Source organism: Pseudomonas proteolytica (assembly GCF_007858275.1).
GTDB lineage: Bacteria > Pseudomonadota > Gammaproteobacteria > Pseudomonadales > Pseudomonadaceae > Aquipseudomonas > Aquipseudomonas proteolytica.
Genome location: NZ_VFEV01000063.1, coordinates 1 through 23651 on the forward strand (window position 1 = coordinate 1; position 23651 = coordinate 23651).

Annotated in this window: 24 protein-coding genes; 17 read left to right on the top strand and 7 right to left on the bottom strand. The window is 61.6% G+C overall.

All coding sequences use genetic code 11. The features are described 5' to 3' along the window. Positions 1-232: 232 nt before the first annotated feature. The gene (gene bkdR, locus FIV38_RS28545; RefSeq protein ID WP_032860173.1) at positions 233-718 is read right to left on the bottom strand and encodes a Bkd operon transcriptional regulator BkdR; all 486 of its coding nucleotides are present in this window, start codon (positions 716-718) and stop codon (positions 233-235) included. 196 nt (positions 719-914) lie between these two features. Between bkdR and FIV38_RS28550 the strand changes: the two genes are divergently transcribed. The 5 genes from FIV38_RS28550 (at position 915) to FIV38_RS28570 (ending at position 7079) form a co-directional block, all read left to right on the top strand. Continuing rightward, the gene (locus FIV38_RS28550) at positions 915-2150 is read left to right on the top strand and encodes a 3-methyl-2-oxobutanoate dehydrogenase (2-methylpropanoyl-transferring) subunit alpha (RefSeq protein WP_029296528.1); all 1236 of its coding nucleotides are present in this window, start codon (positions 915-917) and stop codon (positions 2148-2150) included. Position 2151: 1 nt separating this feature from the next. Further along, the gene (locus FIV38_RS28555; protein ID WP_029296529.1) at positions 2152-3210 is read left to right on the top strand and encodes an alpha-ketoacid dehydrogenase subunit beta; all 1059 of its coding nucleotides are present in this window, start codon (positions 2152-2154) and stop codon (positions 3208-3210) included. Next, positions 3211-4479, top strand: coding sequence for a dihydrolipoamide acetyltransferase family protein (locus FIV38_RS28560; protein WP_092238976.1), 1269 nt, complete (start codon positions 3211-3213; stop codon positions 4477-4479). It abuts the gene before it with no gap. A gap of 4 nt (positions 4480-4483) precedes the next feature. After that, a complete protein-coding gene (gene lpdA, locus FIV38_RS28565; RefSeq protein ID WP_092238973.1) occupies positions 4484-5863 on the top strand; it encodes a dihydrolipoyl dehydrogenase in 1380 nt (459 codons plus the stop codon). 196 nt (positions 5864-6059) lie between these two features. Further along, positions 6060-7079: a branched-chain amino acid aminotransferase gene (locus FIV38_RS28570; protein ID WP_070995659.1), complete on the top strand. Its 1020-nt coding sequence runs from the start codon at positions 6060-6062 to the stop codon at positions 7077-7079. An 89-nt stretch (positions 7080-7168) separates the two neighbouring features. Here FIV38_RS28570 and FIV38_RS28575 read toward each other — a convergent pair whose 3' ends face one another. Further along, the gene (locus FIV38_RS28575; protein WP_092238972.1) at positions 7169-8059 is read right to left on the bottom strand and encodes a GNAT family acetyltransferase; all 891 of its coding nucleotides are present in this window, start codon (positions 8057-8059) and stop codon (positions 7169-7171) included. 285 nt (positions 8060-8344) lie between these two features. On the opposite strand from FIV38_RS28575, the gene ctlX reads away from it, so the two are divergent. The 7 genes from ctlX (at position 8345) to FIV38_RS28610 (ending at position 14292) form a co-directional block, all read left to right on the top strand. Continuing rightward, positions 8345-9271 carry a citrulline utilization hydrolase CtlX gene (ctlX, locus tag FIV38_RS28580; RefSeq protein WP_092238970.1) on the top strand — a complete coding sequence of 309 codons (927 nt, stop codon included), beginning with the start codon at positions 8345-8347 and terminating at the stop codon, positions 9269-9271. A gap of 11 nt (positions 9272-9282) precedes the next feature. Further along, positions 9283-10329 (top strand): ornithine cyclodeaminase, encoded by a 1047-nt coding sequence (locus FIV38_RS28585; RefSeq protein ID WP_029296538.1) that lies wholly within the window; start codon positions 9283-9285, stop codon positions 10327-10329. A gap of 257 nt (positions 10330-10586) precedes the next feature. Then, on the top strand, positions 10587-11366 hold the full coding sequence (locus FIV38_RS28590; protein WP_070995662.1) for an ABC transporter substrate-binding protein: 780 nt from the start codon (positions 10587-10589) through the stop codon (positions 11364-11366). Positions 11367-11522: 156 nt separating this feature from the next. Further along, the gene (locus FIV38_RS28595; RefSeq protein WP_092238968.1) at positions 11523-12224 is read left to right on the top strand and encodes an ABC transporter permease; all 702 of its coding nucleotides are present in this window, start codon (positions 11523-11525) and stop codon (positions 12222-12224) included. Beyond that, positions 12221-12934 carry an ABC transporter permease gene (locus FIV38_RS28600; protein ID WP_029296541.1) on the top strand — a complete coding sequence of 238 codons (714 nt, stop codon included), beginning with the start codon at positions 12221-12223 and terminating at the stop codon, positions 12932-12934. Before FIV38_RS28595 ends, FIV38_RS28600 begins: the two co-directional genes overlap by 4 nt. Before the next feature lie 3 nt (positions 12935-12937). Next, positions 12938-13780 carry an ABC transporter ATP-binding protein gene (locus FIV38_RS28605; RefSeq protein ID WP_224791191.1) on the top strand — a complete coding sequence of 281 codons (843 nt, stop codon included), beginning with the start codon at positions 12938-12940 and terminating at the stop codon, positions 13778-13780. Positions 13781-13794: 14 nt separating this feature from the next. Continuing rightward, complete coding sequence (locus FIV38_RS28610; RefSeq protein WP_029296543.1) at positions 13795-14292, top strand: Lrp/AsnC family transcriptional regulator; 498 nt, start codon at positions 13795-13797, stop codon at positions 14290-14292. 120 nt (positions 14293-14412) lie between these two features. Here FIV38_RS28610 and FIV38_RS28615 read toward each other — a convergent pair whose 3' ends face one another. From FIV38_RS28615 to FIV38_RS28625, 3 genes are all read right to left on the bottom strand, one after another. Then, positions 14413-15246 carry a TIGR03915 family putative DNA repair protein gene (locus tag FIV38_RS28615; protein ID WP_092238966.1) on the bottom strand — a complete coding sequence of 278 codons (834 nt, stop codon included), beginning with the start codon at positions 15244-15246 and terminating at the stop codon, positions 14413-14415. Continuing rightward, on the bottom strand, positions 15243-16463 hold the full coding sequence (locus FIV38_RS28620) for a putative DNA modification/repair radical SAM protein (RefSeq protein ID WP_092238964.1): 1221 nt from the start codon (positions 16461-16463) through the stop codon (positions 15243-15245). Before FIV38_RS28620 ends, FIV38_RS28615 begins: the two co-directional genes overlap by 4 nt. A gap of 191 nt (positions 16464-16654) precedes the next feature. Continuing rightward, positions 16655-16999, bottom strand: coding sequence for an FKBP-type peptidyl-prolyl cis-trans isomerase (locus FIV38_RS28625; protein ID WP_070995664.1), 345 nt, complete (start codon positions 16997-16999; stop codon positions 16655-16657). Positions 17000-17179: 180 nt separating this feature from the next. Here FIV38_RS28625 and FIV38_RS28630 point away from each other — a divergent pair, with 180 nt between their 5' ends. Both FIV38_RS28630 and FIV38_RS28635 read left to right on the top strand, forming a co-directional pair. Then, positions 17180-18067 carry a nitrilase family protein gene (locus tag FIV38_RS28630; protein ID WP_092238962.1) on the top strand — a complete coding sequence of 296 codons (888 nt, stop codon included), beginning with the start codon at positions 17180-17182 and terminating at the stop codon, positions 18065-18067. Between the two features lie 14 nt (positions 18068-18081). Then, complete coding sequence (locus FIV38_RS28635) at positions 18082-19251, top strand: hypothetical protein (RefSeq protein WP_070995666.1); 1170 nt, start codon at positions 18082-18084, stop codon at positions 19249-19251. A 40-nt stretch (positions 19252-19291) separates the two neighbouring features. Here the strand turns inward: FIV38_RS28635 and FIV38_RS28640 are convergent, their stop codons facing one another. Next, positions 19292-19918, bottom strand: a complete 627-nt coding sequence (locus tag FIV38_RS28640) for a transglycosylase SLT domain-containing protein (protein ID WP_092238960.1) — start codon at positions 19916-19918, stop codon at positions 19292-19294. A gap of 80 nt (positions 19919-19998) precedes the next feature. Beyond that, positions 19999-20967 carry a hypothetical protein gene (locus tag FIV38_RS28645; protein WP_092238958.1) on the bottom strand — a complete coding sequence of 323 codons (969 nt, stop codon included), beginning with the start codon at positions 20965-20967 and terminating at the stop codon, positions 19999-20001. Positions 20968-21279: 312 nt separating this feature from the next. Here FIV38_RS28645 and FIV38_RS28650 point away from each other — a divergent pair, with 312 nt between their 5' ends. The 3 genes from FIV38_RS28650 to FIV38_RS28660 all read left to right on the top strand — a co-directional run bounded on the left by FIV38_RS28650 (position 21280) and on the right by FIV38_RS28660 (position 23419). Continuing rightward, positions 21280-22773, top strand: a complete 1494-nt coding sequence (locus FIV38_RS28650; protein ID WP_092238956.1) for a PAS domain S-box protein — start codon at positions 21280-21282, stop codon at positions 22771-22773. Between the two features lie 134 nt (positions 22774-22907). Beyond that, complete coding sequence (locus FIV38_RS28655; RefSeq protein ID WP_029296551.1) at positions 22908-23159, top strand: CsbD family protein; 252 nt, start codon at positions 22908-22910, stop codon at positions 23157-23159. A gap of 11 nt (positions 23160-23170) precedes the next feature. Then, positions 23171-23419: a DUF1652 domain-containing protein gene (locus FIV38_RS28660; protein ID WP_029296553.1), complete on the top strand. Its 249-nt coding sequence runs from the start codon at positions 23171-23173 to the stop codon at positions 23417-23419. The last annotated feature ends 232 nt before the right edge of the window (positions 23420-23651 follow it).

Sequence of the window (23651 nt, forward strand, 5' to 3'; positions counted from 1 at the left end):
GCTGGGCTGCGAAGCAGCCCTAAATCCGGCCATCGCGGTTTATCTGAAGAAACGCGGCGGGCTTTTTGGGGCTGCTTCGCAGCCCAGCGCGGGGCAAGCCCGCTCGCCACGGGGGGCGTCAGTTTCTGAAAGTTGTGTAGATACCTACGCTGCGATAGCGGTATATCAGTCATCGCGGGCAAGCCCGCTCCCACACAAGGTCCGCTTCCACATTTCAGGTTTGCTGTGCTCTTCAGCCCAGGTTGATGCCATTGGCCGGCAGCGGCAGCGCCGTCTTGTAGCGCACCTGCTTGAGCGCAAAGCTGGAGCGGATGTTCGCCACCCCCGGCACCTTGGTCAGGAAATCCATCATAAAGCGCTCCAGTGACTGGATGGTCGGCACCAGCACCCGGATCAGGTAGTCCGGGTCGCCGGCCATCAGGTAGCACTCCATCACCTCCGGCCGGTCGGAAATCGCCCCCTCGAATTGTTGCAACGCCAGTTCGTTCTGTTTTTCCAGGCTGACGTGGATAAACACGTTGACGTGCAGCCCCAGCAAATCGGCATCCAGCAGCGTGACCTGGTCACGGATCAGGCCAAGTTCCTCCATCGCCTTGACCCGGTTGAAACACGGCGTGGGCGACAGGTTGACCGAGCGTGCGAGGTCGGCGTTGGTGATGCGGGCGTTCTCCTGGAGGCTGTTGAGAATCCCGATATCGATACGGTCCAGCTTGCGCATGAGACAAAACCACCTGTTTATTATGTTTATGCAGATTTTTTATCCTCAAATGATCTTATGCGCAACCAAACAGAGATAAATATTCTCCCCGGCCCGGCCTATGATTGTTGTAGGACAAGATTTCCCCTACCCGGGGACTGACTGTCAGCTAAGCGCGCCCACTATAAGAAATCCACAAGATCGAGCGTAGAAAGCCATGACCCAGCAATACGAACCGCTGCGCCTGCACGTTCCCGAGCCTTCTGGCCGTCCAGGTTGCAAGACCGACTTTACCTACCTGCGTCTGACCGACGCCGGTACGGTGCGCAAACCCGCCGTAGACGTAGAACCCGCCGACACCGCCGACCTGGCCAAGGGCCTGATCCGCGTGCTCGACGACCAGGGCCAGGCCCTGGGCCCGTGGGCTGAAGGCGTGCCGGTAGAGATCCTGCGCCGTGGCATGCGTGCCATGCTCAAGACACGGATCTTCGACAACCGCATGGTGGTTGCCCAGCGCCAGAAAAAAATGTCGTTCTACATGCAAAGCCTTGGCGAAGAAGCCATCGGCAGCGCCCAGGCCCTGGCCTTGAACGTTGATGACATGTGCTTCCCCACCTACCGCCAGCAAAGCATCCTGATGGCCCGCGAAGTGCCGCTGGTAGACCTGATCTGCCAACTGCTGTCCAACGAGCGCGACCCGCTCAAGGGCCGCCAGTTGCCGATCATGTACTCGGTCAAGGACTTTGGCTTCTTCACCATTTCCGGCAACCTCGCCACCCAGTTCGTACAGGGCGTGGGCTGGGGCATGGCCTCGGCGATCAAGGGCGATACCAAGATCGCCTCGGCGTGGATCGGCGATGGCGCCACCGCCGAATCGGACTTCCACACCGCCCTGACCTTCGCCCACGTGTACCGCGCGCCGGTGATTCTCAACGTGGTCAACAACCAGTGGGCAATTTCCACCTTCCAGGCAATTGCCGGCGGTGAAGCCACGACCTTTGCCGGACGCGGCGTGGGTTGCGGGATCGCCTCCCTGCGGGTGGACGGCAACGACTTCATTGCCGTGTACGCCGCCTCCGCCTGGGCCGCCGAACGGGCGCGGCGCAACCTCGGCCCGACCCTGATCGAATGGGTCACTTACCGCGCCGGCCCGCACTCCACCTCCGATGACCCGTCCAAATACCGGCCTGCCGACGACTGGAGCCACTTCCCGCTGGGCGACCCGATCGCCCGCCTCAAGCAGCACCTGATCAAGATTGGCCAGTGGTCCGAAGAGGAACACGCCACGGTCACTGCCGAGCTCGAAGCCGAAATACTCAGCGCGCAGAAAGAAGCCGAACAGTACGGCACCCTGGCCGGTGGCCAGATCCCGAGCGCCGCGAGCATGTTCGAGGACGTCTACAAAGAGATGCCGGAGCACTTGAAGCGCCAGCGTCAAGAGTTGGGGATCTGACATGAACGATCACAACAATAAAATCGAGTTGGAAACCGCCATGACCACGACCACCATGACCATGATCCAGGCCCTGCGCTCGGCCATGGATGTGATGCTTGAGCGCGACGACAACGTGGTGGTGTTCGGCCAGGACGTCGGTTACTTCGGCGGCGTGTTCCGTTGCACCGAAGGCTTGCAGACCAAGTACGGCACCTCGCGGGTGTTTGACGCACCGATCTCCGAAAGCGGCATCGTCGGCGTGGCCGTGGGCATGGGCGCCTATGGCCTGCGCCCGGTGGCCGAAATCCAGTTCGCCGACTACGTGTACCCGGCCACCGACCAGATCATCTCCGAAGCGGCGCGCCTGCGTTACCGCTCGGCCGGCCAGTTCACCGCGCCTTTGACCATGCGCATGCCCTGCGGCGGCGGCATCTACGGCGGCCAGACCCACAGCCAGAGTATCGAAGCGGTGTTCACCCAGGTCTGCGGCCTGCGCACGGTGATGCCGTCCAACCCTTATGACGCCAAGGGCCTGCTGATCGCCTCCATCGAAAACGATGACCCGGTGATCTTCCTAGAGCCCAAGCGCCTGTACAACGGCCCGTTCGACGGCCACCACGACCGCCCGGTAACGCCATGGTCCAAGCACCCGCAAGCGCAGGTACCGGACGGTTATTACACCGTACCGCTGGATGTGGCCGCCATCGTGCGCCCAGGTTCGGCCGTCACCGTGCTGACTTACGGCACCACCGTGTATGTGTCGCAAGTGGCCGCCGAAGAAACCGGGATCGACGCTGAAGTCATCGACCTGCGCAGCCTGTGGCCGCTGGACCTGGAAACCATCGTCAAGTCGGTGAAAAAGACCGGCCGCTGTGTGGTGGTGCATGAAGCCACGCGTACCTGCGGTTTTGGCGCCGAGCTGGTGTCGTTGGTGCAAGAGCATTGCTTCCACTACCTGGAAGCGCCGATCGAACGCGTGACCGGTTGGGACACCCCCTACCCGCACGCGCAAGAGTGGGCGTATTTCCCTGGCCCGACCCGTGTGGGCGCGGCTTTGCAACGGGTCATGGAGGTCTGAATGGGCACGCACGTTATCAAGATGCCGGACATTGGCGAAGGCATCGCAGAGGTTGAGCTGTCGGTATGGCACGTCAAGGTCGGCGATATGGTCGTGGAAGACCAGGTGCTGGCGGACGTCATGACCGACAAGGCGATGGTGGATATTCCCTCGCCAGTCCACGGCAAGGTGATATCACTGGGCGGTGAGCCGGGTGAGGTCATGGCCGTGGGCAGTATCCTGATCAGCATTGAAGTCGAAGGCGCCGGCAATACCAAGGAGTCGGCGCTGTCGGCAGTGGTTGAGCAAGCCGCGCCGGCGCCCAAGGCCGACATCAAGGCACCGGTGGTTGAAAGCAAACCGGCCGCCAAGCCGCTGGTGGCTGCGGCGCAAGCCCCGGTGGCCCGCGACGCCGATGAGCGTCCGCTGGCGTCCCCCGCCGTGCGCAAGCATGCGCTGGATGCCGGGATCCAGTTACGCCTGGTCCAGGGCTCGGGCCCGGCCGGGCGCATTCTGCATGACGACCTCGAGGCCTATCTGCAACAGGGCACCACGCGGGCCGCGACGGGCGCCAACCCGTATGCCGAACGCAACGACGAAGAGCAGATCCCGGTGATCGGCATGCGCCGCAAGATCGCCCAGCGCATGCAGGACGCGACCCGTCGCGCTGCGCATTTCAGCTACGTCGAAGAGATCGACGTGACGGCCCTCGACGACTTGCGCGTACACCTCAATGAAAAACACGGCGCCAGCCGCGGCAAGCTGACGTTGTTGCCATTCCTGGTGCGGGCGATGGTCGTGGCGCTGCGCGATTTCCCGCAGATCAACGCGCGTTATGACGACGAAGCCCAGGTCATCACCCGCCTCGGCGCGGTGCATGTGGGCGTCGCCACCCAGAGCGATGTCGGGCTGATGGTGCCGGTGGTGCGGCATGCCGAAGCGCGCAGCCTATGGGGCACCGCCGAAGAAATCACCCGCCTGGCCACCGCCGCCCGCACTGGCAAGGCCAGCCGCGACGAGCTGTCGGGCTCGACCATCACCCTGACCAGCCTCGGCGCGTTGGGCGGGATTGTCAGCACTCCGGTGCTGAACCTGCCGGAAGTGGCGATTGTCGGGGTCAACCGCATCGTTGAGCGGCCGATGGTGATCAAGGGGCAGATCGTGATCCGCAAGATGATGAACCTCTCCAGTTCCTTCGATCACCGGGTGGTCGATGGCATGGACGCGGCGCAATTCATCCAGGCCATCCGTGGCCTGCTCGAACAACCCGCCAGCCTGTTCCTGGAGTAAGGGCATGACTCAGACACTGCATACCACGCTGCTGATTATCGGCGGCGGCCCAGGCGGTTACGTGGCGGCAATCCGCGCCGGCCAACTGGGCATCCCGACCATCCTGGTAGAAGGCCAGGCGCTGGGCGGCACCTGCCTGAACATCGGCTGCATTCCGTCCAAGGCGCTGATTCACGTGGCCGAACAGTTCCAGCAAACCGTGCACCTGAGCCAGGGTTCGGCCCTGGGCATCGACGTGGACGTGCCGACCCTGGATATCCGCAAGAGCGTGGAGTGGAAGGACGGCATCGTCGATCGCCTGACCACCGGGGTTGCCGCGCTGCTGAAAAAACACAAAGTCCAGGTCATCCATGGCTGGGCCAAGATCGTCGACGGCAAGACCGTGGACGTGGGCGACCAACGCATCCAGTGCGAGCACCTGCTGCTGGCCACTGGCTCGAAAAGCGTCAACCTGCCGATGCTGCCGATTGGCGGGCCGATCATCTCGTCCACCGAAGCCCTGGCGCCGACCCGGGTGCCAAAGCGCTTGATCGTGGTCGGTGGCGGTTATATCGGCCTGGAACTGGGGATTGCCTACCGCAAGCTCGGGGCAGAGGTCAGCGTGGTCGAGGCCCAGGACCGCATCCTGCCAGCCTACGACGCCGAACTGACGCAACCGGTGGCCGAATCCCTCAAGCAACTGGGGGTCAAGCTGTACCTCAAGCACAGCGTCACCGGGTTTGAAGGTGGCAGCCTGCAAGTGCGCGATCCGGAGGGCGGCACCCTGGCCCTGGACACCGACCAGGTGCTGGTCGCCGTTGGTCGCAAACCCAACACCCAGGGCTGGAACCTGGAAGCTCTGGACCTGGCGATGAACGGTGCGGCGATCAAGATCGACAACCGCTGCCAGACCAGCATGCGCAACGTGTGGGCCATCGGCGACCTGAGCGGCGAGCCAATGCTGGCGCACCGGGCCATGGCCCAGGGCGAGATGGTGGCCGAGCTGATCAGCGGCAAGTCCCGGGAATTCAACCCGGCGGCGATCCCGGCGGTGTGTTTTACCGACCCGGAACTGGTGGTGGTCGGCAAGACCCCGGACGAAGCCAAGGCCGCGGGCCTGGACTGCATCGTCTCGAGCTTCCCGTTCGCGGCCAATGGCCGGGCCATGACCCTGGAGTCCAAGACCGGCTTCGTGCGGGTGGTGGCGCGGCGTGACAATCACCTGATTGTCGGCTGGCAGGCAGTAGGGGCTGGCGTGTCCGAGCTGTCCACGACCTTTGGCCTGAGCCTGGAAATGGGCGCGCGCCTGGAAGATGTGGCGGGCACCATCCATGCCCACCCGACCCTGGGTGAAGCGGTGCAGGAAGCAGCCCTGCGGGCGTTGGGGCATGCGTTGCACCTGTAAAGTCAATGCGATCCAAATGTGGGAGCGGGCTTGCTCGCGAATGCGGTGTATCAGTCAACATATCCACCACTGACCCACCGTATTCGCGAGCAAGCCCGCTCCCACACAAGCCAAGAATGAAGTATTGTTGCGCCCATCCAGAAATAAACCGAAAGCCTGCCTTCGACCAGGCGGTTGCGAAGAGATAGAGGGTGTCATGAGTAACGAAAGCATCAATTGGGACAAATTGGGTTTTGACTACATCAAGACCGACAAGCGCTTCCTCCAGACCTGGAAAGACGGCGCCTGGCAAGAAGGCACCCTGACCGACGACAACGTGCTGCACATCAGCGAGGGCTCCACTGCCCTGCACTACGGCCAGCAATGCTTTGAAGGCCTCAAGGCCTATCGCTGCAAGGACGGCTCGATCAACCTGTTCCGCCCGGACCAGAACGCCGCCCGCATGCAACGCAGCTGCGCGCGCCTGCTGATGCCGCAAGTGCCGACCGAAGCCTTTATCCAAGCCTGTAAGGAAGTGGTCCGCGCCAACGAGCGTTTCATCCCGCCGTACGGCACTGGCGGCGCGCTGTACCTGCGCCCGTTCGTGATCGGCACCGGTGACAACATTGGCGTGCGCACCGCGCCCGAGTTCATCTTCTCGATCTTCTGCATCCCGGTTGGCGCCTACTTCAAGGGCGGCCTGACCCCGCACAACTTCCTGATCTCCGGCTACGACCGCGCCGCGCCAAACGGCACCGGCGCCGCCAAGGTCGGTGGCAACTACGCGGCCAGCCTGATGCCCGGCTCCCTGGCGAAAAAAGCCAACTTTGCCGACTGCATCTACCTGGACCCGGCCACCCACTCGAAAATCGAAGAAGTCGGCTCGGCCAACTTCTTCGGGATCACCCACGACAACAAGTTCGTCACCCCGAACTCGCCGTCGGTACTGCCAGGCATCACCCGCCTGTCGCTGATCGAACTGGCCAAGACCCGCCTGGGCCTGGAAGTGGTCGAAGGCGACGTGCTGATCGACAAACTGGCAGACTTCAAGGAAGCCGGCGCCTGCGGTACGGCGGCCGTGATCACGCCTATCGGCGGGATCGAGTACAAAGACAAACTGCACGTGTTCTACAGCGAAAAAGAAGTCGGCCCGGTCACCCAGAAGCTCTACAAAGAGCTGACCGGTGTGCAGTCCGGCGACGTTGAAGCGCCGGCTGGCTGGATCGTCAAGGTCTAAGCCAACCCTGAATGCAGGGGCTGGCTTGTGTGGGAGCAGGCAAGCCAGCTCCCACACAAGCCAGCTCCCACATTTGTTTTGGGGTGGTTTCAGGATTTGGGCAGGTTCTGCGCAATCTTCTTGCCCATGCTGATCCTCGGTTCCACGCCATACCCCAGCGCTTCATAGAACCCCACGACCGCCTCATTGCCCGAGGTGATCTGCAGGTTGATCTTCAGGCAACCCAAGGCAATCAATGCCTGCTCCCCATGCCGCACCAACGACGCGCCCAGGCCTTGCCGGCGATAGTCGGGATGCACGGCCACCGAATACAACCAGCCACGATGCCCGTCGTAACCTGCCATCAAGGTACCGATCACGGCCGTCTTATCGGTAGCGACAAAGAACAGCCCATCGTCGACCGCCAGCTTTTTATCAATCGCCAACTCCGGCCGGTTATGGGCCGTGTCGTAGCCAAACGCCGCCTGCCATAACGTCGCGACCTGGGCACGATGCAAGCGGTCGCGGTAAGGCCCGATGGGGTGGCGGGACGACAATGCCTTCTCCATCACCAGGGTGCGCTCGTTGCCGTGGTACACGTCGCGCACGGTGTGGAACCCCAGCTTGGTATAGAACGGCTCGGCGGTCAGCGACGACGGTACGCTCAATACCGTGACCCCAGCCTCACGGGCCCGCTGTTCGATATCGACCATCAGTTGGCGCCCGATGCCCTGCCCTTGCAGCGCCGGGTTGACGAACACCGAACGCACGACATTGGCGTCCAGGGCGGCCGTGGCGACGATCAGTTGATCCCGGATTGCCACCAGCACGGTGCGGCGGGCAAGCAAGTGCAGCACCGCCTGCGGTGTGAAGTTGCTCGCCACCCGGGCAATCACGTCCGCCGGGTAGTCGCCGGCGTTGCTGCTGTGCAGGGCGGCAAGGATGACCTGGCTGATGCCTTCGGCATCCGAGGCTTGTGCGAGGCGAACGGCGGTAGGCATGACTCCTCCTGACGGACAGCGTTATGACGGCACCCACGATAACAATGTGGGAGCGGGCTTGCTCGCGAATGCGGTGTATCAGTCAACATATCCACCACTGACCCACCGTATTCGCGAGCAAGCCCGCTCCCACATTTTGAGCCGCGCTCGACACTGCAGCCGATTCGGCTGCCATACCCCTCTTTTCAGCTTTCCCGGCTGGGCCACTCCCCTGTTTCAGCCGGGATTCTGCCGCCAGAGCGCACAAAATAGCCTCCATGCCCAACCCCATGGACCCGTGCCCCCATGCAAACCACCAATACTGTCCTGATGATCCGCCCGGCGCACTTTGCCTTTAACCCGGACACCGCGATCAACAACCGTTTCCAGCGCGCGCCCGCAGATCCAGTGGCCGCACAGCACAAAGCGTTGGAAGAGTTCGACGGATACGTCCAGACCCTGCGCCAGCATGGCGTGGAAGTGTTGGTGGTGCAGGACACGCCCGCGCCCCATACCCCGGATTCGATCTTCCCCAATAACTGGTGGAGCAGCCATGCCGACGGCAGCCTGGTGCTGTACCCGATGGAAGGCCAGAACCGCCGCCTGGAGCGCAACAAAGGCGTGTTGCAAGTGCTGGAGCAACGCTTCGCGATCAAACACACCATCGACTTCAGCCACCTGGAACAACAGAACATGTTCCTCGAAGGCACCGGCAGCATGGTCCTCGACCGCCAGCACCGCATCAGCTACGCCTGTCACTCCGGGCGCACCCACCACGATGCCCTGCGCCAGTTCGCCGAGCGCCTGGACTATCAGGTCTGCGCCTTCCACGCCGTCGACCGCCATCAAGCACCGATCTACCACAGCAACGTGATGATGAGCGTCGGCCGCGACCTGTCGGTGGTGTGCCTGAACGCGCTACCCCAAGCCCACGAACGCCTGGGCCTGGAACGTTCCCTGCGCGACACCGGCAAAGACATCCTGGCCCTGGACTTCGACCAGTTGGAAGCCTTCGCCGGCAACATGCTGGAGGTCCACGACCGCGACGGCCAGCCGCTGCTGGTGATGTCCGCCAGCGCCTGGCGCTCGCTCAAGCCGGCGCAGCGCCAGCATGTGGAGCGCCACACCCACCCGGTAGTGGTGAATATCGACAATATCGAACGCATCGGCGGCGGCAGTGCCCGCTGCATGTTGGCCGAAGTGCATCTGCCGGCCCGCGCCTCATTCCAATAAGGAGTTTTTCCATGACCCGTTATATCGACGTCAACGACCTCAGCTACCTGGTATCGCAAAAAGGCCTGCAAACCTGCATCACCGAGATGGCCGAGTACATCCGCGCCGACTACCTGCGCTGGAACGACTTTGAGAAATGCGCACGCCTGGCCAACCACTCGCCCGAGGGCGTGATCGAGCTGATGCCGGTCTCGGATGCTTCGCTGTATGCCTTCAAATACGTCAACGGCCACCCGAAAAACACCCAGAGCGGCATGCTCACCGTCATGGCGTTCGGTGCCCTGGGGGATGTGGACACCGGCAAGCCGGTGCTGCTCAGCGAGATGACCCTGACCACCGCGATCCGCACCGCCGCGACTTCGGCCCTGGTCGCCCGCTACCTGGCCCGCGACAACAGCCGCAGCATGGCGCTGATCGGCAACGGTTCGCAAAGTGAATTCCAGGCCCTGGCCTTCCATGCGCTGCTGGGCATCAACGAAATTCGCCTGTTCGATATCGATACCCAGGCCATGCACAAGCTGGCGAACAACCTCAAGGCCTTCCCGGCCATCAAGGTGACCCTGGCCGGTAGCGTTGCCGAAGCGGTCAAAGGCGCCGATATCGTCACCACCGTAACCGCCGACAAGGCCTACGCCACGATCCTTACCGACGAGATGATCGAGCCCGGCATGCACCTCAATGCCGTGGGCGGCGACTGCCCTGGCAAGACCGAACTGGACCGCCGTATCGTCGAGCGCGCCCGGGTGATCGTGGAGTACGAACCACAAAGCCGTATCGAGGGCGAAATCCAGCATATGCCCGAGGACTCGCCAGTCACCGAGCTGTGGCAGGTGATCAACGGCCAGAAACCGGGCCGGGAAAACCCGCGCCAGGTCACCCTGTTCGACTCCGTGGGTTTTGCCCTCGAAGACTACTCGGCCCTGCGCTATGTACTGGATGTGGCCAAGGCCCTGGACGTGGGCAGCGAGTTGGAGTTGGTACCGGACCTGGCCGACCCCAAGGACCTGTTCGCCCGCCTGGCCCAACAACCGGCCGCACAGCACAAAAAGCGCGCCTGAAACCGCTCTGGCCTGCTGCTTTGCGCGAGCAGCGGGCCCTTAACCCCAGTTTGAAAAGCCGATATGCAGGGTGCTACAGCCGATTCTGCTGCAACCGGTGTTTTAACAGCGTATTCCGCGTGCCAACGCCTAGGTAAACGACACAAAAAACGCACCACCATGAAGCATTCTGAGCGCGACCAAAGAGTCAGCAAATGAATGCATGCCGCACCCTTTCTACTGCCCTGACATCAATTACAAAATATAGGGAAAACACCATGACTCCGCTCCGATCACTCATCGCCGCGCTGCTCCTGCCTTTGTGCGCCACCGCCGTCCAGGCCCAGGAATGGAAAGAAATCCGTTTCGGCGTGTTCCCCGAGTACCCACCCTTTGAATCCGTGGCCGCCGATGGCAGCCTGCAAGGTTTCGACATTGAGTTGGGCAACGCCATCTGTGCCAAGCTCGAAGTCAAATGCACCTGGGTCAACAACGAGTTCGACGGCATGATCCCGGCGCTGCGTGCGCGCAAGTTCGACGCCATCATGTCCTCCATGGCCGTGACCCCGGCCCGGCAAAAACAGATCGACTTCAGCGACCGCCTGTTCCTCAGCCCCACCTCGGTGATCACCCGCAAGGGCGCCGGCTTCGGTGACACCCCGGAATCGCTCAAAGGCAAGCAGGTCGGCGTGCTCCAGGGCTCGCTGCAGGAAGCCTACGCCCGTGCGCACCTGGCCAAGCTCGGCGCGCAGGTCAAGGCGTATCAGTCCCAGGACCAGAACTACGCCGACCTGCAAAACGGCCGCCTCGACGCGACGTTGACCGACAAGCTCGAAGCCCAGCTCAACTTCCTGTCCAAGCCTGAAGGTGCCGACTACCAGTCCGGCCCAGCCTTCAAGGACCCGACCTTGCCCCTGGACATTGCCATGGGCCTGCGCAAGAACGACCAGGAGTTGCGGGCGCTGATCAACAAGGGTATCGCGGCCATCCAGGCTGATGGCACCTACGCGCTGATCCAGAAGAAGTACTTCGGTGACGAAGATATCTACCACGAATAACGTCAGCAGATAGCCTCTCCCCCTGTAGGAGCGAGCTTGCTCGCGAAAAACGTCAACGATAACGCGTAAAGCCAGATTAAACGCGGTGCCCTTGAGTTCTTCGCGAGCAAGCTCGCTCCTACAAAAGGGGCACCGTGTCCATCGAGATCTCCCCCCATGAATGAACTCCTCAACCTGCAAGGCTTCGGCCCGCTGTTGGCCCAGGGTGCCTGGATGACCATCAAGCTGGCGTTCCTCGCGCTGGTCCTGAGCCTGACCCTGGGCCTGGTCGCCGCCGGTGCCAAGCTGTCCAGCCATAAGCTGTTGCGCATCCCGGCCACGCTCTACACCACCTTGATCCGCAGTGTGCCGGACCTGGTGCTGATCCTGCTGATCTTCTACAGCCTGCAACTGTGGCTCAATGACCTGACCGAGATGCTCGGCTGGAATTACTTCGAAATCGATCCGTTCACCGCAGGCGTCATCACCCTGGGCTTTATCTACGGCGCGTATTTCACCGAAAACTTTCGCGGCGCGATGCTCAGTGTGCCCGTAGGCCAACTGGAAGCGGCAACCGCCTACGGCTTGAGTCGCTGGCAGCGCTTTCGGCTGGTGATGTTCCCGCAATTGATGCGCTTTGCGCTGCCGGGGTTGGGCAATAACTGGCTGGTGCTGCTCAAGTCAACGGCGCTGGTGTCGATCATCGGCCTGGCAGTCCTGGTCAAGGCCGCGCAGAACGCCGGCAAGACCACCAATGACCCGCTGTATTTCCTGATCCTCGCGGGCCTGGTGTATCTGTTGATCACCACCCTCTCCAACCACATCTTCAAACGCCTGGAACGGCGCTACAACGTCGGCATCAAGGGGGTCGCGCGATGATTGAACTGATCCAGCAATATGGCCTGGCGTACCTGTGGACCGATGGCTCGGGCTTTTCCGGAGTGGCCATGACCTTGTGGCTGTTTATCGTGTCGGTGATCCTCGGGTTTGTCCTGTCGATCCCGCTGGCAATTGCCCGCGTCAGCGAGCACTTCTGGCTACGCTGGCCGGTGGAGGTGTACACCTACCTGTTTCGTGGCACGCCGCTGTATATCCAGTTGCTGATTTGCTACACCGGCCTGTACAGCCTGCAAGTGGTGCAAGACACCGCCCTGCTCAATCAGTTTTTCCGCGATGCGTTGAACTGCACCCTGCTGGCCTTTGTGCTCAACACCTGTGCCTACACCGTGGAAATCTTCGCGGGGGCCATTCGCAATATTCCCCACGGTGAAATTGAAGCAGCGCGGGCCTATGGTTTGCACGGCTGGCGGATGAACCTGTTCGTGGTGATCCCCGCCGCGCTGCGCCGCGCGTTGCCGGCCTACAGCAACGAAATGATCCTGATGCTGCACGCCACGTCCCTGGCGTTTACCGCAACCATCGCCGACATCCTCAAGGTGGCCCGCGACGCCAACGCCGAAACGTTCCTTACGTTCCAGGCCTTCGGCATTGCCGCGCTGCTGTACATGCTGCTGTCCTTTGCATTGGTGGGCCTGTTCCGACTGGCCGAACGACGCTGGATGCGCTTTCTTGTCCCGACCCGAGGCTAACCCATGAACCAGTCCGCACAGGCCCTGGCCGCCCATCCTGCTGATCTTGCCACCTCCCGCCCGACTGCTGTTGCTGCCAGTGCCAGCGTCAAGCTCAAGGTCGAAGACCTGCACAAAAGCTACGGCGAGCATGAAGTGCTCAAGGGCGTTTCCCTTAACGCCAGCAAGGGCGACGTGATCAGCCTGATCGGCGCCAGCGGCTCCGGCAAGAGCACAATGCTGCGCTGCATCAATTTCCTGGAACAACCCGACGCCGGGGTGATTACCCTGGATGGCATCAGCATTGAAATGCGCCAGGGCCGCGCCGGCGTGCAGGCGCCGCACCAGGCGCAGCTGCAGAACCTGCGCACGCGCCTGGCCATGGTGTTCCAGCATTTCAACCTGTGGAGCCACATGACCGTGCTGGAGAACATCTGCATGGCACCGCGCCGGGTGTTGGGCGTGAGCGCCGCCGAAGCGGAAAAACGCGCGCGGATGTACCTGGATAAAGTTGGCCTGCCAAGCCGGGTCGCGGATCAATACCCGGCGTTTCTTTCCGGTGGCCAGCAACAGCGGGTGGCCATCGCCCGGGCGCTGGCCATGGAGCCGGAGATTATTCTGTTCGACGAACCGACCTCGGCGCTGGATCCAGAGCTTGTAGGGGAAGTCCTCAAAGTCATACAGACGTTGGCCGAGGAAGGTCGTACCATGCTCATGGTCACCCACGAAATGGGCTTTGCCCGGCAGGTGTCCAGCCAGGTGCTGTTCCTGCACCAGGGGCGTGTCGAAGAACAAGGCAGCGCCGAGATCCTCGACCATCCCAAGAGCGAACGCTTGCAGCAATTTCTCTCCAACCGCTTGAAGTGAATACAGAATCGACCATGGATACCAAGGCCAACGGACCCCATTCCTCCCCTGCGCTGGATCGCATTGATGAAGCCATCATCGATGTACTGCGCCATCAGGGGCGCATCACCTACGAGAAGCTGTCTTCGCTGGTGCACCTGACCCCCAGGCCCTGCCTGGAACGGGTGCGCAAGCTGGAGCGGCGCGGGGTGATACGCGGCTATGGCGCGATCATCGATGTGCAGATGGTCTCGCCGGGGTTGTCGTTGCTGGTGCTGGTGGCCCTGTCCAACCAAAGCGGGCGCTCGGCGCAAAAGGCCTTCGAAGCCTGCGTCAAGGCCTGCCCGCAGGTGTTCGAATGCCAACTGATCAGCGGCCCCTTCGACTACAGCCTGCGTATGCGCTGCCGGGACATGGAGCACTACCGCGTGCTGACGGAAACCTGGTTAAACAATGATGAGCTGCACATTGATAAATTGGTGGCCCATCCGGAGTTGGCGGTGGTGAAAAACACTGCGACTGAGTTGGCCTGAGACGCACTGCCAGATACACAGAAGATCAAATGTGGGAGCGGGCTTGCTCGCGAATGCGGCGTATCAGTCAACCTATCCATCACTGACCCACCGCATTCGCGAGCAAGCCCGCTCCCACATTTAACCGTGCCCGCTTGATATTCTCTTACCTCGCCGAGCCGCCACGAGGCTCGCCTGCCCATCCCGCTGCTTCCCCGTTCGTGCCTCGCTGATCAACCCCGGTATCAACTTGCCCTCCGGCAGATTCTTCCAGAACCGGCTCGGCAGGTGCCCTTCCATGACTTTGGGGTTCAACCGTGCCGGGTTGAAGATATGGCTGTAGTAGGTCAGCCACATGGCACTGTGTGGGTCCTCGACATTCTGCGCCAACTGCTGCCATTGCTCCGGGCACTGGCGTTGATGGATCAACTGCTCACCGTCGTAATACACCCCATCCAGGGGCGTGGCGATCATCCAGCGATGGCGGCCCATGCGCCCGACAAAGTGCTGGCTGGCACTGTGCAAAATGTCGTGGGCCGGCTCGTGCCACGCCACGTACTCCGGCAACTGCGGGCCCGCCGCTGCCGGCAGGGCGATAAAACGTACAAACGCGTGCAGATGATGCGCTTCGCGCCGCACCTGCTTGATCCGCCGCTGCAGCTCGCTGCCCAGTTGATCCCCGGCCATCATTGCCGTGCGGTCACCATGGCTGACACGCCACAGCACTTCATACAGCAGGCTCCAGCGTTGCTCGCCGTGGTAACAGGCGGCATTTTCCAGCAACTCCAGCAGCGCCTTGGGTATACGCGCCTGGAACGGGCCATTGTGCGCGGGGTAATGCTCGTCGGTGGCGAACAGATCCGCCACTTCCACTTCGCCCCAACTGACATGGCTGGGGTCGATCTGATGGCTGAGCAGCCAGCGCGCCTGCTCGCGCCAGGTACTGAACAGGTTGTCGCATTCCAGGCTGATCATCCCCACAACCCCATCTGTTGCGGTTGCGGGCGGTCGCGCAGTTGCTCGCGCAGCAGCACGCTGGTGCTTTCCGCTTGTTGAGGGTGGTAGTCGCTGGTGATGAAAAACGGCTTGGCCTTGGTCAACACGCAGCGCATGCGCGCCAGGTCTTCAAAGCGGATCTTGCGCTGCCGGCGCAGTTCCACCAGACGCTCGGTGGTGCGCAGGCCAATCCCCGGGATCCGTGCGATCAACGTCGCCTCGGCACGGTTCAGGTCCAGCGGGAACACCTCACGATGGTCCAGGGCCCAGGCCAGTTTGGGGTCGATATCCAGCGCCAGATCCCCCGGCCCGGCGAACAGTTCATTGGCGCGAAAGCCATAACTGCGCAGCAGGAAATCCGCTTGATACAACCGGTGCTCGCGCATCAACGGCGGCGCCGCCAGGGGCACGCTTTTCGGGCTATTGGGGATCGGGCTGAACGCCGAGTAATAGACCCGGCGCAACTTGAAGTTGCCATACAACGCTTCGGCACCGTGGAGGATAGTGCTGTCATCCGTGTCATCGGCACCGACAATCATCTGCGTGCTCTGCCCCGCCGGCGCAAAACGCGGTGAACGGGGCTCGTTGAGCACGGTTTGCTCGCCGGTGAAAATCGTCTGCATCGCCTGCTTGATCGAGCCGATCTGCTTCTCTGGCGCGAGGATCTGCAGGCTCTTATCGGTGGGCAACTCAATGTTCACACTCAAGCGATCGGCATAACGCCCGGCCTCGGCGATCAATGCAGGATCGGCTTCGGGAATGGTCTTGAGGTGGATGTAACCGCGAAAGTCATGCTCCTCGCGCAACAGCTTGGCGACCCGTACCAACTGCTCCATGGTGTAGTCCGCCGAACGGATGATCCCCGAACTGAGAAACAAGCCACTGACGCAATTGCGCCGGTAGAAGTCCAGGGTCAGGCTCACCACCTCCTCCGGGTTGAAGCGTGCACGGGGCACATCGCTGGAGCGGCGGTTGACGCAGTATTGGCAGTCGTAAAGGCAGAAATTGGTCAGCAACACCTTGAGCAACGACACACAGCGCCCATCGGGCGTGTAGCTGTGGCAAATGCCCATGCCATCGCTCGACCCCAGCCCGGCCTTGCCCTCGGAACTACGCTTGGGCGCCCCGCTGCTGGCGCAGGACGCGTCGTACTTGGCGGCATCGGCGAGGATGCTGAGTTTTTCGATCAACTGCATGGCGGGCTACCGGACACTGTATTTTTGTACAGTATCAGCAGCGACGCGTGCTATTCAAGGACAGATAGGCGAACGGTAGAACAAATCACTGTAGGAGCCAGCTTGTCGGCGACAAGGCCCGCAGACGTGCGGCGTACCTTGGAACGCCATCGCCGGCAAGCCGGCTGCTGCAGGGGCTCGGTGTCAGGTCTTCAATCGTCGCGTGTCAGCACTTCCAGCAACTCAATCTCGAAATGCAGGTTGCTATGGGGTTGGATATGCTTGCCCATCGTTCGCTCGCCATAGGCCAGATGCGCCGGCACAAACAGCTTGCGCAGCCCGCCGACCTTCATCCCGATCAGGCCCTGGTCCCATCCCTTGATCACACGCCCTGTTCCAATCACACACTGAAAGGGCTTGCCCCGCTCCCAGGACGAGTCAAACACCGTACCGTCTTCCAGGGTGCCGGTGTATTGGGTGGTAATGAGTGCCCCCTTGACCACGGTTTTACCGTCGCCTTGGCGGATGTCGGTGATTTGCAGTTCGTCGTTACTCATGGGGGTCTCGTAGGGTTCACACTGGCCGGCTTTTTCCCAGAATCCAGGGGCTTTGGCAAGTGCTCTGTAAAGGATCCAGACTACACCACAGCCAGAAGCACCTGACTTAACCCCGTCCGTTTTTTCCCCTCTTATAAAAAACCAACCACCCCGGTTGCATAAAAATAAGAGGTCATCCCAATGAGCGAACCAACAAGCCCTGTCCGTATCGCTGTCGTGCAGTTCGATCCCCAGGTCGGCCTGGAGAATCGCGAAAGCAATCTGCGCCGCAGCCTGGCGTTGGCCGCCGAGGCTGTCAACGGAGGGGCTAACCTGATCGTGTTGCCCGAGTTGTCGAACTGCGGCTACTTTTTCAACAGCCGTCAGGATGCATTCGAGCATGCCGAGGTTGTTCCCGGCGGGGCCAGTGTGCAGGCCTGGATGACGTTTGCCGCCACGCATCAGGTGTATCTGGTGGCGGGCCTCAACGAGATCGATGGCCGGCAGTTGTTCAATACCGCCGTACTGCTGGGGCCGGATGGGTTGATCGGCAAGTACCGCAAGGCCCATTTATGGAACCTGGAGAAGCTCTGGTTCACCCCTGGCAACCTGGGTTTTCCGGTGTTTGAAACGCCTATCGGGCGGATTGGCCTGTTGATCTGCTGGGACATCTGGTTCCCGGAAGTACCACGTCTGCTCAGCCAGCAAGGCGCCGATATCATTTGCAGCCTCAACAACTGGGTGTGGACCCCGCCTCCGCTGTTCGACGAGGCCGGCAAATGCATGGCGTCATACCTGACCATGACCGCCGCCCACGTCAATAATGTGTTTATCGCTGCCGCCAGCCGCATCGGGGAGGAGCGCGATGCGCGTTACCTGGGGTGCTCGCTGATTGCCGGGACCAATGGCTGGCCTATCGGCAAAGTGGCGTCGGCCGACCGCCAGGAAATCCTGTTCGCCGATATCGACCTGACCAGTGCCCGCAGTGCGCCGATCTGGAACAGCCTCAACGACCTGCAACGTGACCGACGCAATGATCTTTACGATCAGATGCTCGGGTACTCCCAACATCCCGCCCTGCCACGCTGAAGGAAGGGCAGGTCATGGAAAATCTGTTCATGAAACCCGGAACCGGGCGGTCGCGGGTCGATAAGACGATCATCGCTTTGGTACTCACCAGCGCTTTGTTGATCCTCTGGACGGCATTCACGCATCAAGGCTCCTGGCCCAGTTACGGCGATATGGTGGCCAGTTTTCCCGAGCCAATGGCCTGGCTGCGCTGGGTATTGGGGGATATCAGCGAGGTGGCCTTCTATAAGCATGAACTGGCCTCCCTCGGGTTGCTGGTGGGCGCGTACCTGGCCTGGTGGGCCAGCCGCACCGGCAAGCGCTGGCAAGGCTTTGCGATTTGCTACGGCAGTGGACTGTGGCCGTGGCTGGTGACCAGTTCCCTGCTGGGCCTGTTGCTGAGCAACCTGTTATGGGGGTGGACGGTCACTGCCGAGACCTGGCAGCCCACCTTCGCCGCGTTTGTTTCACTGCCCGCAGCGATGGTGCTGATGTTTGGTGGCGGCTGGAAGGTCACCCTCAACGGTGCATTGTTGGGCGCGCTGCTGGTCACGCCGATGTGCTTGCTGATCGTCAATTTTGTCTGTGTACCGCTGGATTTGCCGGCGGTGATTGGCAACGTGCTAGGCATGGCGGCGGGCAGCGTGATTGCCTTTGTCGTGTGTCGTCGCGTACCGATTCTGGTGCGTTCCGACTATCTCGCTCCAGACAAACCGCTTGCGCCCAAACCACCATCCTATGGCCTGGCCTGGAGCTTGCGCAGGGTCTTGGCGGACTTTTCCGAAGCGCCGTTCTTTGGCAATGAGTGGGCCAGCCTCGGCCTGCTGGCGGGAGTCCTGCTGGCGTATGCCTTGAATCCCGTGAGCGCTGCCTATGGCTCGGGGCTGGTGCTGCAACTGGTAGGCGCCCAGGCGCTGACATCGGCATTGGGCGTGCTGATCTGGCGCAGTCAGTGGATCAAGCGCGGTTGGTATCCCACCTATGTGCCGTTGGTATCGGTGGTGCCGGCGGCGGTGTTGACCCATGGCGGGAGCTGGATGGTGGTCGGTTCAAGTGCGTTGCTTGGCGCATTGGTTGCGCCGCCCCTGGCCTGTGCCATTGCGGGACGACTTGCGCCCCACTTTCATCCGTACATTGGCAATGTGCTTTCAATGGCACTGAGCACCTTGCTGATCGTGCCCCTGGTGGGAAGACTGGTCGCGTAAACGAGCGGGTAAGGCTCCCGGGCCTTACCCACTCCACACATTACAACCACCGCCAAAACCGCCCCCAGAACCCCCGCTCCAGATCCGCCTTGCACCCCGCATACTGGCGCGCATACAGATCGGAACGGGCCTTGACCTTGCCGGCAACCGGCAACAGCCAGGCCTTGCTGGCATAGGTGCGGTTGCGGTAGCCGCCCCAGCCTTCGTGGTAGTTAAGGTACTGGCCGTAGGCGTCGTATTTGTACACGCCGTTGATGGTGGCGGTCTTGTCCATGTACCAGCCGACAAAGTCGATGGCATCGTCGAAGTCCTGGCGGCTGGCCCAGTTGCGGCCGGTGCTTTTCTGGTAGTCGCCCCACACTTCATCCTTGGCCTGGGCATAGCCGGCGGCGGTGCTCACACGGCCCCAGGGGATGATCCACAACAGGTATTTGCGCGGGGTCTTGGCGTTCTGCCGGAAGCCCGATTCCTGGTACATGATGGCGAACGGTATCTGGATCGGCACACCCCAGCGTTTCTGGGTGACTTTGGCCGCGTCGTACCAGTCGTCCTTCTCGCGGAAGATGGCGCAGAGGTCATCGGGGGAGCGCGGCGGTGAGGTACCGCACGCCGCCAATAAGGTGGTGAGGAGCAGGAGGGCTGTGGTTTTTACCGGGGTCAAAAGCATACCTTTGCGTGAGCGCGAAAAAAGCCGACAGTTTACGCGCTCACGCAAGGTGTTGTGGTCATGACATCAATTGGCCTTGATCAAGCCAATGGTACTTTGCGGGTCGAAATGGCCAGGCGACCGATGCCAAAGCTCAATGCCGCGCCCAGTACCAGCATCAACAAGGTGCTCCACGCTGCGCGGGACAGGTGCTTGGCCGCTACTTCACCCGCTTCACGGGCCTGTTGTTCAGCTTGGGCCTTCAGCTCTTGGACTTTCTGCACAGCCTGTTGGTAGGCCTGGGCATAGTTCTCGACAATCTGGCTGGCCTCGGCCTGGCTCTTGCCGGTGCGGGCGGCGACGATGTTGACCAGCGCCTCTTTGTCTGCCGCGTTCAACGCAGGCTCACCGGAGGCTTTGACGCGTTCAAACCACTGCTTGAGTTCAGCCGCCGCCTGGGCTGGATGGGTGGCTGCATCAGTGGCTGCTTGCTGGCCGTCTGCCGCTGCCTGGTCGGCTTTTTGCTCGACATTGGCGGGATCCAGTTCTGCCTTGCCGCTTTGCTTGAGCAAGGTGTCGAGCTCGCCCTGCAGGCTGTCCCAATCCAGGCTGATGCCCTTCTCGTTCAACTGCTGCTTGACGCTGTCGCTGATGCCGGGGGCTACCGCAGCAATCCCGCTGCCGGCCGCCGACAGGCCTTTGCCCACCACATTGCCTGCGGCGCCCACCACGCTGGTGGCCAATGCCGCCAGCAGCCAGGTGGTGAGCAAGGTGGTGATAGTCCAGCTCAGGACACCATGCAGACCTCCACGATCCGGAGCGGTACGGCCGGCGACAAAGGCGCCTACGCCAATCGCCAGCAAGGTAGAGACAAACAGCCAGATCCCCGCGCCGGTGCCAAAACCGCTCAGCGGGTTACCCGCCGCCATAGGGTCGACCGCACTGGCGCCGATGGCAGTGCCCAGGACGCTCAGCACCAGGTAGGTCACCAGGGCAATTGCACTACCGGCCAGGACTGAGCCCCAGGACACGCGAAACGGCGAGCGGTTGGTTTCATACAGAGTGGTCATGATCGATCCTTGGACAAATGAGTAGACCTTCAGTGTGTCCAGACCGGTGGCTACGGTCTCGGCACAATTGCACTAGGTACACTGGTGCATTCGCACCCCGCCAGAGTGATTGGCTCTGCACTATGCTCAGGCTCTGTTGTCGTACTCCACATGTGCCAGACACGCCCTGTTTTGTAAGAGCGAGCTTGCTCGCGAAGAACCTTAGGGCGCCGCGTTCTTCCAGGGCGCGCGCGTTACCGTTGGAGACCTTCGCGAGCAAGCTCGCTCCTACAAGAGACACGGTTGTCCTTATCTACCCATTTTGGAGAAAGCATGAGCCAGGCCGTCCTCGCCCAAGAAACCAATCGCCGCCAATTGCAGCAGATCATTTCCGGCCTGTCCGATGGGGTGATTCTCGCCGTGGTCGACCAGAGCATTCTGTGGGCCAACGATGCTGCACTGACCATGCATGGCCTGGACGATATTGCCGGGCTGGGCGCCAATACCGCCGAATACGCCGAGCGCTTTGCCCTGCGCTACCGCAACAACCACCCGCTGCCCTTGGAAGCCTATCCACTGAGCCGGGTGGCCAACGGCGAAGCGTTCAGCGATGTGGTAGTGGAAGTCACGCCCACTGCCGACCCCGACCGCACCTGGGTCCATCGCCTGCGCAGCCTGGCGCTCACCGACAGCGCCGGCAAGCCGGAACTGCTGGTGCTGATCCTCAGCGATGCCACCGAATGGGCCAGCGCCGAGCAGCGTTTTGAAAAGACCTTCAACGCCAACCCGGCGCCGGCGGTGATCTGCCGCTTGAGTGATTTGCGCTATATCAAGGTCAACCAGGGCTTCCTCGAAATGACCGGCTACAACCGCGACCAGGTCATCGGCCGTTCGGTGTACGAACTGGACGTGCTGGAACAGGCCGAGCGCAAGGAGTTGGCGATCCAGCGCCTGGGCGAAGGTGCGACCATCCCGCAGATGCAAGCCGAGCTGAAGCTGCCCGAAGGCGGCAGCAAGCTGGTGATTGTCGCCGGCCAGCCGCTGGATATGAACGATGAGGAATGCATGCTGTTTTCCTTCACCGACCTGGAGCCCCGGCGCAAGGCCGAAACCGCCCTGCGCCAGAGCGAGGAGCGGTTTGCCAAGTCGTTCCGCCTGACGCCGGTGCCAACCCTGGTGTGCGATGCGGGCAATCAGCAGGTGGTGGACGTCAACGACGCGTTCATGACCATCACCGGCTACACCAGCGAAGAGTTGATCGGCAAATCCATCAGCGATATCAACTTTATCGACAGCAGCGAGGCCTGCACGCAGTTGTTCGCCACCCTGGAAAAGGCCGGCAGCCTCGAAGGCCAAGACCTGAAGATCCGCAAGAAAGGCCATGAGGTGATTGACTGCGTGGTGTCGGCCGACACCGTGACCATCCAGGACACCGCCTGTTACCTGCTGGTAATGATGAACATCACCGAGCGCAAACGCTCGGAGTTGGAGTTGGTGTCGGCCATCGAGGAAGTGATGAAGGACGCGTCCTGGTTCAGCCAGACGCTGATCGAAAAACTGGCCAACGCCAAGAGCGTCAACAGCCCCAACCAGCCGAACATCGCCTTCACCGACCTGACCGCCCGTGAGCGGGATGTCCTGGGGTTGATCTGTGAAGGCCTGGCCGACAAGGAAATCGCCTCGCGCCTGAAGCTGGCGCCCAATACCGTGCGCAATCATGTGGCCACGGTGTACTCCAAGCTCAACGTACACAGCCGCAGCGCCGCGATTGTATGGGCGCGGGAACGAGGGCTGTTTGCCGGCGAGCGACGGGTAAAAAAACCATGAACCAAGTGCAAATGCACTAGCCCTACCAGTGCAAATTCGCCTTATTGCGAGGGGATGGGCTGCTTAACCTTGAAGGGTAGCCACAGGGTTTGACGCTCTGTGCCATGGCGATTGTTGCCCTTGAAGGAGACATCATGAAAAGTGAACAAATCAAAGGCCGCGTGGAAAAGGCCGTCGGCAAGGCCCAGGACTTTCTTGGCGACATGACCGATGACGAACAACTCCAGGCCCAGGGCGTAGCGCGCCAGGCGGCCGGCCAACTGCAACAGACCTATGGCGATGTGCTGGACAATGTCGGTGACTTCGCCCAACGCAAGCCGCTGGCCACCGTGGCAATCGTCGCGGGCGTGGGTCTGGTCCTGGGCCTGTTGCTGCGTCGTCGTTAATGGGGGCCGGCATGTTTACCTTGTCCCAACTGCGTAACTGCATCGAAGAAGCCTTGTTGCCGCTGACTTGCGAGTTCACCCTGTGCCGCGATTCGTCACTGACGTTGAAGGTATTTGATGCCGAGAGTGGGCGCGTGGACCTGGTGGTCACCGGGATCAGCGTGAACAAGCTCAAGACCCCGCAGGACGTCGCGACGATGGTCGAAGAATTGCGCTACGAATTGCACAGCAACACCGTGGGCGGTGCCATCTCCATCTGACCCCGCCCCTTTGTAGGCACTATCCCCTGTGGGAGCGGGCTTGCCCGCGATGGCGGCCTGTCAGTAAATGCATCTTTGACTGAGCCGCCGCTATCGCGGCATTGGCATCTACACAACTTTCAGAAACTGACGAACTCTCCTGTGGCGAGCGGGCTTGCCCCGCGCTGGGCTGCGAAGCAGCCCCAAAACCAGCCGCTGCGGTGTATCTGGTACAACGCATTCGGCTTATTGG